The sequence below is a fragment of the Vibrio mytili genome, assembly GCF_000830505.1.
Lineage (GTDB): Bacteria > Pseudomonadota > Gammaproteobacteria > Enterobacterales > Vibrionaceae > Vibrio > Vibrio mytili.
On record NZ_JXOK01000019.1, the window covers coordinates 53,254 to 65,518 of the forward strand.

The 12,265-nt window shown below is 44.0% G+C and carries 11 protein-coding genes and 1 pseudogene; 6 read left to right on the plus strand and 6 right to left on the minus strand.

Annotated features, from left to right (window positions below; translation table 11 throughout):
* Positions 1-202: 202 nt before the first annotated feature.
* Positions 203-451 carry a YciN family protein gene (locus SU60_RS06890; protein WP_041154868.1) on the plus strand — a complete coding sequence of 83 codons (249 nt, stop codon included), beginning with the start codon at positions 203-205 and terminating at the stop codon, positions 449-451.
* A gap of 79 nt (positions 452-530) precedes the next feature.
* Here the strand turns inward: SU60_RS06890 and aroA are convergent, their stop codons facing one another.
* Together aroA and SU60_RS06900 are read right to left on the minus strand one after the other, a co-directional pair.
* Positions 531-1,811, minus strand: a complete 1,281-nt coding sequence (gene aroA / locus SU60_RS06895; RefSeq protein ID WP_041154869.1) for a 3-phosphoshikimate 1-carboxyvinyltransferase — start codon at positions 1,809-1,811, stop codon at positions 531-533.
* 149 nt (positions 1,812-1,960) lie between these two features.
* Positions 1,961-2,437, minus strand: coding sequence for an outer membrane lipoprotein (locus tag SU60_RS06900; protein ID WP_041154870.1), 477 nt, complete (start codon positions 2,435-2,437; stop codon positions 1,961-1,963).
* Between the two features lie 57 nt (positions 2,438-2,494).
* Here SU60_RS06900 and aat point away from each other — a divergent pair, with 57 nt between their 5' ends.
* The 3 genes from aat (at position 2,495) to infA (ending at position 4,203) form a co-directional block, all read left to right on the plus strand.
* Positions 2,495-3,205, plus strand: a complete 711-nt coding sequence (aat, locus tag SU60_RS06905; protein ID WP_041154871.1) for a leucyl/phenylalanyl-tRNA--protein transferase — start codon at positions 2,495-2,497, stop codon at positions 3,203-3,205.
* On the plus strand, positions 3,202-3,903 hold the full coding sequence (locus SU60_RS06910; protein ID WP_041154872.1) for an arginyltransferase: 702 nt from the start codon (positions 3,202-3,204) through the stop codon (positions 3,901-3,903). Before aat ends, SU60_RS06910 begins: the two co-directional genes overlap by 4 nt.
* 81 nt (positions 3,904-3,984) lie before the next feature.
* Entirely contained in the window at positions 3,985-4,203 is a 219-nt protein-coding gene (gene infA, locus SU60_RS06915; RefSeq protein ID WP_001040192.1) for a translation initiation factor IF-1, read from the plus strand.
* A 190-nt stretch (positions 4,204-4,393) separates the two neighbouring features.
* On the opposite strand, the gene clpA is transcribed toward infA, so the two are convergent.
* Positions 4,394-6,664 carry an ATP-dependent Clp protease ATP-binding subunit ClpA gene (clpA, locus tag SU60_RS06920; RefSeq protein WP_041154873.1) on the minus strand — a complete coding sequence of 757 codons (2,271 nt, stop codon included), beginning with the start codon at positions 6,662-6,664 and terminating at the stop codon, positions 4,394-4,396.
* Positions 6,665-6,711: 47 nt separating this feature from the next.
* Complete coding sequence (gene clpS / locus SU60_RS06925) at positions 6,712-7,032, minus strand: ATP-dependent Clp protease adapter ClpS (RefSeq protein WP_041154874.1); 321 nt, start codon at positions 7,030-7,032, stop codon at positions 6,712-6,714.
* A gap of 751 nt (positions 7,033-7,783) precedes the next feature.
* On the opposite strand from clpS, the gene cspD reads away from it, so the two are divergent.
* The gene (gene cspD / locus SU60_RS06930) at positions 7,784-8,002 is read left to right on the plus strand and encodes a cold shock domain-containing protein CspD (protein WP_041154875.1); all 219 of its coding nucleotides are present in this window, start codon (positions 7,784-7,786) and stop codon (positions 8,000-8,002) included.
* Positions 8,003-8,184: 182 nt separating this feature from the next.
* Here the strand turns inward: cspD and SU60_RS06935 are convergent.
* Positions 8,185-10,409 (minus strand): annotated as a pseudogene (locus tag SU60_RS06935) (NADP-dependent isocitrate dehydrogenase).
* A 300-nt stretch (positions 10,410-10,709) separates the two neighbouring features.
* Between SU60_RS06935 and SU60_RS06940 the strand changes: the two are divergent.
* Positions 10,710-11,411, plus strand: coding sequence for a pseudouridine synthase (locus SU60_RS06940; protein WP_041154876.1), 702 nt, complete (start codon positions 10,710-10,712; stop codon positions 11,409-11,411).
* 79 nt (positions 11,412-11,490) lie between these two features.
* Here the strand turns inward: SU60_RS06940 and SU60_RS06945 are convergent, their stop codons facing one another.
* Entirely contained in the window at positions 11,491-12,153 is a 663-nt protein-coding gene (locus SU60_RS06945; protein ID WP_041154877.1) for a DUF2057 family protein, read from the minus strand.
* Positions 12,154-12,265: the final 112 nt, after the last annotated feature.

Genomic DNA, 12,265 nt, shown 5'->3' on the forward strand with positions numbered 1-12,265 from the left:
TGCTGCCATCTAAACAGGCAAAGTTTATCACTGCTAATCCAATGCGATAAAGTTTGTTATGCATCACAAAATATTTTCCTGTCCTATAACGCCAAATAGATTTAAAGTGCTCACCTCAGCGAAAATGACTTAGCTTGCTTAGATATTGGCAACCATTGAGAGTCATTCGGGTGTAGACATTATAATCAATGACGGGGAAGTTATGTCCGAGAAAAAGTTTATTGAAGAGTTTGATCTTCTGCTAATCGCGAACCAAATCATTCAAGAACACGATGATTATATCGAAGGAATGCGTGCAACGAGTGTTGAGGAAAAAGATGACGTTCTTGTTTTTAAAGGGGAATACTTCCTTGATGAAAAAGGACTGCCAACAACCAACACAACGGCTGTATTCAACATGTTTAAGTATCTAGCCCATCATCTGTCAAAAGAGTTTACGCTCACGCGTTGACATAAAACAAAGACAACCAATAAAAAAGCCAGAACGTTCTTTACACTCTGGCTTTTTTTACTTTTTCCAATTTCAACAATTAGCAGCTGAGTGATTGCAATTTATCGAAGAAGTCTGGAAAAGTTTTCGAGGTACATTTAGGGTCGTTAATGGTCACAGGCGTATCGCTTAACGCGATCAGTGCAAAGCACATCGCCATACGGTGATCATCATAAGTGTCAATGGCCGCGTGTTTTAACTGAGACACTGGCTTCACGATGATATAGTCTTCACCTTCTTCCACTTCTGCACCGATTTTGCGTAATTCTGTCGCCATCGCCGACAAACGATCAGTTTCTTTTACTCGCCAGTTATACACATTTCTGATCGCCGTTGTACCTTGTGCAAACACGGCGGTGGTCGCAATGGTCATTGCAGCATCAGGAATGTGGTTGTAGTCCATATCAATGCCTTTGAGCTGACCAGCACGTGCGATAACGTAGTCATCACCCCACTCAATTTCTGCGCCCATTTTTTCTAAAGCATCCGCAAACTGAATATCGCCTTGAATACTGTTTTTGCCAATACCAGTGACTTTTACTTCGCCACCTTTAATCGCACCAGCGGCCAAAAAGTAGGAAGCAGAAGAAGCATCACCTTCCACCAAAAAATCACCAGGAGCAATATAGTGCTGACCAGAAGGAATGACAAACTCTTGGTAGTCGTTGTTAATCACATTGACACCAAATTGCTTCATAATATGCAGCGTAATATCAATGTAAGGTTTAGAAACTAACTCACCTTCGATATGAATTCTAACTTCACCTTCCGCCAGTGGTGCAGACATCAAAAACGCGGTTAGGAATTGACTAGAAATCGAGCCATCAATAGATACACTTCCCGACTTTAAGCCAGTGCCGACTATTTTCAATGGTGGGTAATTTTCATTTTCTAGGTATTCAATATGAGCACCCGCTTGCTTTAGAGCTGTGACCAAATGACCGATTGGGCGCTCTTTCATTCGAGGCTCACCAGTCAGAACATACTCTCCTTCACCTAAACAAAGTGCTGCGGCTAATGGACGCATTGCCGTTCCGGCATTGCCTAAAAATAGCTCAACAGGTTCAGAAACCGAAAACGCTCGTCCTAGCCCTTCCACAACACACTCGGTTTTATCTTCCGAGAGTTGATACTGAACACCCAATGCGGATAGTGCGTTTAACATGTGGCGGATGTCATCACTATCCAATAGGTTGGTCAGGCGAGTCGTACCTTTTGCAAGAGCAGCAAGTAACAGAGCTCGGTTAGAGACACTTTTTGATCCAGGAAGGTTTACTTCCCCGTTGATTTTACTGATAGGTTGTAACGTTAGGCTTTCCATTGAAAGTAGATAATCCTTTGTGCTCTCACACAGCATGTTTGTTGAGAGCTAAACAATTCTTCGTGAATTCAGACTAACCAAAAAGCGTAGACAAAACCAGAGTAAATCTGTGCTAATTTTTGGATAATTTCTTTCAACCCAATATTCTCTCAATACGCTAGATCAACCCTTACTCCATCATCGAAATACAAGATACGCACGTCATCGCCTTGGCTAAACAACATGTTTTTATCCACGTCTTGAATGACGTTGATAAGTTTATCCCCCTTTACTCGAATCAGCAGTTCCACCAGCTTGTACTCTATTGTATGTTGTTGCTGTCCTTGGTTTTGCGCAACAGCGGCCCCCGCTAATGCGCCAACAGCAGTGGCGACCTCTCTCCCTGTCCCACCGCCAAACTGGTTACCGACTAATCCTCCTATAGTGGCACCCAATAAGGTTTTCCAGCCATTTGCTTTGGATTGGACCACTTGTTGCTGAGTGATGTAACGGATCGTCTCAACTTTCCCATACACGACTTGATTCACTGGCTTAGCCACATTTCTTTCATAGGCTGCATTGGCGTGGAACGATAAAAACAGTATGATCACAAGACAAACGTTGAAAATATTTTTTACTTGGGTCATCAGATTTTCCTCTGGCTCTAATTTTGGTACGACTTCGTTGATGGTGTTCACTTCTTTATGGCAATTTATTTGACGGAACTTGATGCCTCGTTCAACTTCCCTTCACCGTATGACGCACTGAATGAGCCCAACGGCTTGCTGGCGTTTGGTGGTGACCTCAACCCGATGAGGATTCTAAAAGGTTATCAACAAGGGATATTTCCTTGGTATGGCCCTGGTGAACCTATATTATGGTGGAGCCCTTCTCCTCGAGCGGTATTTGATCCACTCACTTTTAGTCCCTCTAAAAGTCTTAAAAAGTTTCAACGCAAACATCAATATACTGTCACGTTGAATCAAGCTACAGAAAAGGTTATCCAGTTGTGCTCGTCGACACGTCCAATCGAAGAGACCTGGTTGAACGAAGCAATGCAAGCCTCCTACATCAAACTGGGACAACTCAACCATTGTCACTCAGTAGAAGTATGGCATGACAATGCTCTCATTGGTGGCTTATACGGTATAAGCGTGGGGCAACTATTTTGCGGCGAGTCGATGTTTAGTTTAAAGGACAATGCTTCTAAAATTGCATTGTGGTATTTGTGTGACCATTTAGCGTCAAACCACGGTCAATTAATCGATTGCCAGGTAATGAACCCTCATTTAGCATCCTTAGGCGCATTTGAGATTGAACGAGATGAGTTCATGCAAAAGCTACTATCTTTAAGAGAAAAGCAGACATTGCCCAATACGTTTAAACCACAAATATTGCGGAACTTGACCCTATGAGTACGGATCTTAAGCACATTCGCATCGGATTAACTAATCAACATCCTTGCAGCTACCTACAAAACCAACAAGAACGTGTGGCCGTAGCACTGGATGACGAGTTGCACAACAGTCAAAATTACCAAATTTTGCTGGCAAATGGTTTCCGTCGAAGTGGCAACACCATATACAAACCGCACTGTGAGCACTGTTCCGCATGTCAACCAATTCGAATTGCGATTCAAGACTTCTCACCGACGAAAAGTCAGAAGCGGCTAATCAACAAAGCCAAGCACTTACATTGGGAAATGAAACCTCAAATGGATGATGACTGGTTTGATCTTTACAGCCGCTATATCTGCCAGCGCCATAAAAACGGCACAATGTATCCACCCAAGCGTGACGATTTTGCTCGTTTCGCCCAAACAGACTGGCTAACCACGCAATACTTACACGGTTACACTGAGGCAGGGCAATTAGTGGCAGTCGCAGTGACGGATTGCATGGATCTGTGTTCCAGTGCGTTTTACACCTTTTATGACCCCGATTTGCCAATTTCTCTGGGGACATTAGCCGTTCTTGAACAGATCAAAAACTGTCGAATCAACCAGCAGCAGTGGCTCTATTTGGGTTATCAGATTGATGAATGTCCAGCAATGAATTACAAAACACGTTTTCAGCGCCACCAAAGGCTAGTAAATCAGCGTTGGCAAGGGTAGAATACGCCACAACTTTACATAATTACTATTTAGCGGCAAAATAGCGCCCGCTAATATTGCCTAATTTCTAAAGAGGATTAAATGGCTAAAGAAGACGTAATTGAGATGCAAGGTACGGTCCTTGACACTCTACCAAACACTATGTTCCGTGTTGAACTTGAAAACGGTCACGTTGTGACTGCTCACATCTCTGGCAAGATGCGTAAGAACTACATCCGTATCTTAACGGGTGACAAAGTAACTGTAGAGATGACTCCATACGACCTGTCAAAAGGCCGCATCGTCTTCCGCGCTCGTTAATCTCTGATTTTCGGATGCAATAAAAAACGGAGCCATTGGCTCCGTTTTTTATTATCCATATTCTATACGAATCAAAATCTGCAACCTGCTCCCCTACCGAAGCACGAATAACCATTACAAATTCCAACTTTAACTCAATAAAAAAGATGCGAGTAATCGCATCTTTTTATCATGATTAAAGACCTAGAGCTTAGTGCATGGCTGCTTCTTTTTCGCTCAAGTATTCGAACTCCAGAGCGTCGTTAACCAGCGTCACTTTCACTGTCCCACCATCCACAAGGGCACCGAACAATAATTCATTGGCCAACGGTTTCTTAAGCTGCTCTTGGATAACGCGCCCCATCGGACGAGCACCCATCGCTTTGTCGTAACCTTTGTTAGCCAACCAATGACGAGCGTCCTGAGAAACTTCCATCGATACGCCACGAGCATCTAATTGGACTTGCAGTTCAACGATGAACTTATCGACAACTTGGTGGATAACGCTTTCGTCCAAGCTATTAAACCAAATAATGTTGTCCAAACGGTTACGAAACTCTGGTGTAAACACTTTCTTAATTTCAGCCATCGCATCGTGCGTGTTGTCTTGCTGGATTAAACCGATCGATTTCTTCTCAGTTTCCGCAACGCCAGCATTCGTGGTCATTACCAGAATCACATTACGGAAATCCGCTTTGCGACCATTGTTATCGGTCAAGGTACCGTTATCCATCACTTGCAGTAACAAGTTAAAGATATCTGGGTGCGCTTTCTCGATTTCATCTAACAGCACGACGGAATGCGGATGTTTGATAACCGCATCGGTTAACAAGCCACCTTGGTCATATCCTACATAACCCGGAGGCGCGCCGATTAAGCGGCTGACTGAGTGACGCTCCCCATATTCGGACATATCAAAGCGAAGCAGTTCAATACCAAGCAGTTTGGATAATTGAACTGTCACCTCTGTTTTACCCACCCCAGTAGGACCAGCAAACAAGAAGGAGCCGACTGGTTTATTATCAACGCCTAAACCAGCACGCGTCAGCTTAATGGCTTCAGACAAAGCATCAATTGCATTGTCTTGACCAAAGACTAGCATCTTCATTTTACTGTCGAGGTTCTTCAAAATATCTTTATCTGATGAAGAGACCGACTTCTCTGGAATTCGTGCCATCTTCGCAACCATGGCTTCGATATCAGCCACACCAACGGTTTTTTTGCGGCGACTCGCAGGTGCTAAACGGCTACGAGCTCCCGCTTCATCGATGACATCGATAGCTTTGTCTGGTAGGTGGCGTTCATTAATATACTTGGCTGAAAGCTCCACCGCGGCTCGCAACGCTTTATTTGTGTAACGCACAGCGTGGTGAGCTTCGTACTTTGGTTTCAATCCCATCAGAATTTTTGTCGTATCATCTAGGGACGGTTCAACAACATCAATTTTTTGGAAACGACGTGAGAGCGCACGCTCTTTCTCAAAAATATTGCTGTATTCTTGATACGTTGTTGAGCCAATGCAGCGTAGCTTACCACTACTTAACAGAGGCTTAATCAAGTTCGCTGCGTCCACTTGTCCACCAGACGCTGCACCAGCGCCGATGATGGTATGAATTTCGTCAATAAACAGAATGGCGTCGTCTTCTTTCTCGAGTTGTTTCAAAATCGTTTTAAAACGTTTTTCAAAATCACCTCGATATTTGGTACCCGCAAGTAGAGAGCCAATATCAAGAGAATAGATAACACTGTTTTCAATCACTTCAGGGACTTGCCCTTCTACGATTCTCCATGCTAAGCCTTCTGCAATAGCGGTTTTACCCACGCCGGCTTCACCGACAAGCAGAGGGTTATTTTTGCGACGTCGACACAGAACTTGAATGGTTCGCTCTAGCTCTTTGTCTCGACCAATCAGTGGGTCGATATGACCTTGTTTAGCAAGTTGATTTAGATTGGTGGCAAAGCTTTCTAAGCGCTCTTCCGAGCTTCCCTCTTCAACACTATCGGAGCTAAAAGAATCTGGCGCAGACGGGTCTTCACTCGCACCCGATGCTTTTGTAATTCCGTGGGAGATAAAGTTAACAATATCGAGTCGGGAGATGTCGTTCTTCTTGAGCAAATAGGCGGCGTGAGATTCTTGTTCACTAAAAATAGCAACGAGTACATTGGCACCGGTCACTTCATTGCGACCCGACGATTGAACATGGAAGACCGCGCGTTGTAGTACACGTTGAAAGCTCAATGTTGGCTGAGTCTCTCGCGTTTCGTCGGCTTCAGGAATTAGAGGGGTTGTTTGATCAATAAAAATATCGAGTTCGTTGCGCAAAGCATCCAGATCAGCTTTGCACGCTAATAGGGCTTCCTTAGCTGCATCATTCTCTAATAATGCGAGTAGGAGGTGTTCAACAGTCATAAACTCATGTCGCTTATCACGAGCGCGAGCAAATGCACTGTTAAGGCTTGACTCTAGTTCTTTGTTTAGCATAAGTACCTCCCGAAAAAACAACTAGGGTTGTTCGAGCAAGTCTTCTTTTACGCTTGCTCCATAGTACAAAGTAACGGATGTTCGTTTTCCCTCGCGTACATCGTGACTTGCGCTACTTTGGTTTCGGCAATTTCTGCGCTGTATGTGCCACAAACTGCCTTTCCATCATAGTGGACCTTTAACATGATTTGAGTCGCCTTATCAATATCATGTGAAAAGAATCGTTCTAGTACCTCTATGACGAAATCCATAGGTGTGTAGTCATCATTATTCAGTACAACATTGTAGAGCTTTGGCGGCTGTACTTTTGTACTTTCTCGCTCCAGAAGATCAGAGTCTGGAGTGACCCATTCAAAATTTTTACTCATGGCAATTCAAAGATATCGTATCAAAGGGTTGATGGTTTCGACCTATAAAAACAATCTACCACAAGGATGAAGCTCGGTGTAGTGAGATGTAGCACCTAAATTAAACTTTGACGAATAAAGTGAACGCCCGGTACGTTTTTTCTTCTAGTAGTTTTTTCTTGTAGTAAGTGTACGGACCACTCATCTCGAAAATCAATCTACCCTTTTATAGAGACTAATCTACGTCGTCGTAGGGCGCAAATAAAAAAGCGCCCTCTTTGGCGGGAAAAGGCCTGTCTTATCTCCCCACTAACATCCTTGCTTATCCCTACAACTTTTTGGGGGATGAGTTCACATTTTTCAACATAAAATCGATAGAACTTATGAGCCACCCGCTTACTATTTAGCCAGATTATTTTTCTACTTTGGAACAGCATAGCGACATAGGTTACTTTAAAAAGAGGTCAACATGAGTATTAAGCACTGAATAATCATTAATTACAAAACTATCGTTTGCAAAATTGTTAATATTATATGCATTTTGTTGGCGATATTGTTTCAATTTGTAGCATATCACTATTGACTGTCTCAATTCATTGACTACAGTGGAAGATGTTGATGCATAAATCCTCACTCTGGGTATGCAGGTTGAGCACCTAGCGGAAATACGGTATTAGGCATCGACTTGATGAGTTAGCACTAGCTAACAGTAGTACCAAGTAAATTCGTACTTGGGGTAGTAAAAATATCAATGCATGAGGGATGTAATAGCATGGCTACAGGTACAGTAAAGTGGTTTAACAACGCCAAAGGATTTGGTTTTATTTGTTCAGATGAAGAGGAAGGGGATATTTTTGCCCACTACTCGACCATTCAAATGGAAGGTTATCGTACTCTGAAAGCAGGGCAACAAGTTTCCTATGAGATAGAAAAAGGTCCAAAAGGCTCTCACGCTAGTGCCGTCGTGCCGATAGAAGACCAAGCTAAATAAACACATTTCGACAAACAAAATGATTGTTCTCGGGTTTCGCGGATCACCAATCGGTGGTTTTGCTTTTGCTTAGAGAAGAATAAACCCGCAATACAGTAGCGGGTTTTTTTATTAGTTCTTCATTCAGCAACCAAAAGTTAAGATAAAGCACACCAATCAACGATCCATGTGCTCATCACTGATTACTTATCGATGATCGCGTTCAGAGTGTTACTAGGACGCATCAATTTGGCCGCTAAAGCGTTGTCAGGCTGGTAGTAGCCGCCTAACTCACCTTTCACACCTTGTGCATTGTTAAGCTCTGTAACGATCACTTCTTCTTGCTCGCTTAATGCTTTCGCAATGGGTGCAAACTCAGCTGCAAGATCAGTGTCTTGAGTTTGTTCAGCGAGTGCTTTAGCCCAGTATGCTGCTAGGTAGTAGTGGCTACCACGGTTATCAAGTTCACCTACTTTGCGTGATGGTGACTTGTTGTTGTCCAAGAATTCACCCGTCGCTTTATCCAACGTATCCGCCAAAACTTGTGCTTTAGCGTTACCAGTTGTCACACTCAAGTGTTCTAGCGATGCTGCCAATGCTAAGAACTCCCCTAGTGAATCCCAACGAAGGTGGTTTTCTTTTTCTACTTGTTGCACGTGCTTCGGTGCAGAACCACCAGCTCCCGTTTCAAACAAGCCACCACCGTTCATTAGCGGTACAATGGACAGCATTTTAGCAGATGTACCAAGCTCAAGGATTGGGAATAGGTCAGTGAGGTAATCACGCAATACGTTACCAGTGACAGAAATCGTATCTTGGCCCGCTTTCATACGCTCAAGTGAGTACTGACAAGCGTCTACAGGTGATAGGATCTTGATTTCTAAACCTTCTGTGTCATGTTCTGGCAGGTATGCGTTCACTTTCTTGATCAGCTCTGCATCGTGAGCACGATTTTCATCTAACCAGAATACCGCTGGCACACCAGTCGCACGCGCACGCGTCACTGCTAACTTCACCCAGTCTTGGATTGGAGCGTCTTTCACCTGACACATACGGAAGATGTCACCTTCTTCAACAGATTGTTCAAGAAGAACCTGACCAGCTGTGTCAACAACACGTACAGTGCCAGCTGCGTCTAGGATAAACGTCTTATCGTGTGAACCATACTCTTCTGCTTTTTGAGCCATTAAGCCAACGTTTGGCACACTACCCATCGTCGTTGGATCGAATGCGCCGTGTTGTTTACAGAAGTCGATAACCGCCTGATAAATACCTGCGTAGCTACGATCAGGAATCATCGCTTTGGTGTCTTTTTGCTTACCGTCTGGTCCCCACATTTGGCCAGAAGAACGAAGCATCGCTGGCATAGATGCATCTACAATGATGTCGCTTGGTACGTGTAAGTTAGTGATACCTCGATCAGAGTCAACCATCGCGAGTTCTGGCTGGGTTTCATAAACCGCTTGAAGTGCCGCTTCAATCTCTGCCTTTTGGTCTGCTGGTAGAGATTCAATTTTTGCGTAAACATCACCAATACCGTTGTTGACGTCCACACCTAGCTCTTCAAAGAGCTTACCGTACTTATCAAACACGTCTTTGTAGTAAACTTTGACAGCATGGCCGAAAATGACTGGGTCAGACACTTTCATCATCGTGGCTTTCATGTGAAGGGAAAGCAATACGTCTTGTGCTTTCGCTTCGGCAATTTCTTTCTCAAAGAACTCAACTAATGCTTTTTTCTTCATTACAGAAGTATCAATGACTTCTTTGTCTAACAGTGGAAATGCTGGTTTTAGCTCTTTGACCGCACCATCTGCGCCAACAAATTCGATTTTTACTTCAGTTGCACCTGAGATCGTAGTCGACTTTTCACTGCCGAAGAAATCATTGTCAGACATGCTTGCAACATGTGACTTTGAATCGGCAGACCATGCGCCCATTGAGTGTGGGTTTTTCTTCGCGTAATTCTTGACAGATAACGGAGCACGACGGTCAGAGTTACCTTCACGTAGGACGGGGTTTACCGCACTGCCTTTGATCTTATCGTAAGCGGCTTTGATCGCTTTCTCTTCGTAAGTGCTCGGTTCGTCAGGGTAGTTAGGTAGATCGTAACCTTTCGCCTGTAGCTCTTTAATTGCCGCTCGTAGTTGTGGAATCGATGCTGAAATATTTGGTAGCTTAATGATATTTGCTTCTGGCGTTTTAGCAGTTCGCCAAGCTCAGTTAACGCATCACCGATACGTTGCTCTTCTTTTAGGTGCTCTGGGAAGCTGGCGATGATACGACCTGCAAGTGAAATATCACGAGTATCTACGTTGATGCCCGAGGACGCAGTAAACGATTGGATAATTGGTAACAGTGAGTAAGTTGCTAGCGCCGGTGCTTCATCAGTAATGGTGTAGATAATTGTAGGCTTTTCTGTAGGCATGAAATTTCCCTATATTTTTTTAATCAACTGGTTGGTTGATCAACTCAGCGTCTGAGTTGGTGAAATTGGCGCATTGAAATACGTTAGTGGTGCGTTTCTCCTCGCTAACGCTACATGCGTTGCACTCTTCGTTGTAGTGATTCTGAATCCTTGAGTGCCGTTATATAATTAAACAATTGTCACGAAATAGTCTATCATTTCGTGCGTTTTGTAAGTTTTAGGCGCGCAAATGATATCTGATCATAAGGAAATTTAAAACTTTCAAACACAGTTCATTTACATTTTTGCAGGGTAGTTAACATGTCATCTCGTACTGGCCAAAGAAAAGGCCACCGCACGAACCAGCCAAAAGCAGAGCATTTAAAACGTTCCGGACACCAAAGTCGTTCAGAAACACAAACAAAACACCGTAGACGGGCTACCCGCACTGGCACAACAAACAAACCACGTATTGATCCAAAAGATCGTAAAGTAATTGTCTTTAACAAACCCTACGATACGTTAAGCCAATTTACCGACGGACAAGGTCGCAAAACCCTTGCAGATTATATCCCGGTGAAAGATGTGTACGCGGCAGGTCGATTAGACCGCGACAGTGAAGGCTTAATGATCTTGACCAATGACGGTATTTTGCAAGCCAAGCTCACACAACCTGAATCGAAATCGCCTAAAACCTATTGGGTTCAGGTCGATGGTGCGCCTCAAGAGCAAGATCTAAATAGATTACGCGAAGGTGTGGAGCTCAAAGACGGAATGACCTTGCCTGCCAAAGTTGAAGTGATGGCTGAACCCAATATTTGGCCAAGAACACCTCCCGTGCGCTTTCGAGCCAATATTCCTACTACCTGGTTGGCAATAACGATTATTGAAGGAAGAAACCGCCAAGTCCGCCGTATGACAGCCCACATAGGTTTCCCTACTCTACGACTGATACGTTACTCCATGGGTGACGTTACTTTGGGGGCTCTAAAACCTGGGGAATGGCAAGAGATAGCGCTTTAGGCCAGCTTCTATATCGAAAAAGCCAGCCGCTAACGCAACTGGCTTGTTAAAATTAGATTTACGAATGAGGCCGAGAGTATTACTGCTGATCAACCAACCACTTACGAAACGCTTTACGCTCTGATGGCGACAGTTTTAAATACGACATTTTCGATTTTTGCATATTCAGGCTATCTTGAGCGGCAGATTGAGTTGCTTGTTGAGTGCCATTGGCGATACTCGTTGCCACCACTGGTGCACTGGCAGTGCCCGCGAAACCGATGCCATTGGCTGCGTTGTAAATCGCCAGTTGTTCGTCAAGATTAGAGTACGGAAACGTCCCCTTCTTACCCGCCATTTTAACCTGTTCGTACGCCACATCACTGTCGTTTAAGCTTACATTCCAATCGATCTTATCACCTTCAAACATTCTTCGAGCTTGCAGGACATCGTTGAGTTGCGGACCATCGATTTCCAGCTCGCCGCCATTAATATCCAAAGTAAGAATGTATGGTGCTGAGGTAAAATTACCACGCTGATCGCCCCGACCCAACATCTTATTCATTCGTAATACGATTTGGTTTGTTCCCGTCGTCAGCATGAACGGGGCATCCATCTGTTTTGCATCTTGGCTATTAATAAATAGAATCTCAACCCCTTGGGCTGCATCCAGTTCCGTCAACGAATCGGTATTGGCATATGCATTCGGCAAACTCAACGCGGAAAGCGCCATTAAAATCGAAGTCCAGATTGTGCGTTTCATGATTTAACCCTTTTTTATCATTAAGCTTTATACCCAAATAACCTCGGGGCTCGCAACACTAACGTTACGAATGCTCTTTACGTTGCTCGTTCAATATTTGAGCTTAGTTGGG

Coding starts and splice junctions, on each gene's coding strand:
- cspD (WP_041154875.1), top strand. CDS start 7,784: ATGGCTACAGGTACAGTAAAGTGGTTTAACAACGCCAAAGGATTTGGT.
- SU60_RS06900 (WP_041154870.1), bottom strand. CDS start 2,437: ATGACCCAAGTAAAAAATATTTTCAACGTTTGTCTTGTGATCATACTG.
- SU60_RS06910 (WP_041154872.1), top strand. CDS start 3,202: ATGAGTACGGATCTTAAGCACATTCGCATCGGATTAACTAATCAACAT.
- infA (WP_001040192.1), top strand. CDS start 3,985: ATGGCTAAAGAAGACGTAATTGAGATGCAAGGTACGGTCCTTGACACT.
- clpS (WP_041154874.1), bottom strand. CDS start 7,032: ATGAGTAAAAATTTTGAATGGGTCACTCCAGACTCTGATCTTCTGGAG.
- aroA (WP_041154869.1), bottom strand. CDS start 1,811: ATGGAAAGCCTAACGTTACAACCTATCAGTAAAATCAACGGGGAAGTA.
- clpA (WP_041154873.1), bottom strand. CDS start 6,664: ATGCTAAACAAAGAACTAGAGTCAAGCCTTAACAGTGCATTTGCTCGC.
- SU60_RS06940 (WP_041154876.1), top strand. CDS start 10,710: ATGTCATCTCGTACTGGCCAAAGAAAAGGCCACCGCACGAACCAGCCA.
- SU60_RS06945 (WP_041154877.1), bottom strand. CDS start 12,153: ATGAAACGCACAATCTGGACTTCGATTTTAATGGCGCTTTCCGCGTTG.
- SU60_RS06890 (WP_041154868.1), top strand. CDS start 203: ATGTCCGAGAAAAAGTTTATTGAAGAGTTTGATCTTCTGCTAATCGCG.
- aat (WP_041154871.1), top strand. CDS start 2,495: ATGGCAATTTATTTGACGGAACTTGATGCCTCGTTCAACTTCCCTTCA.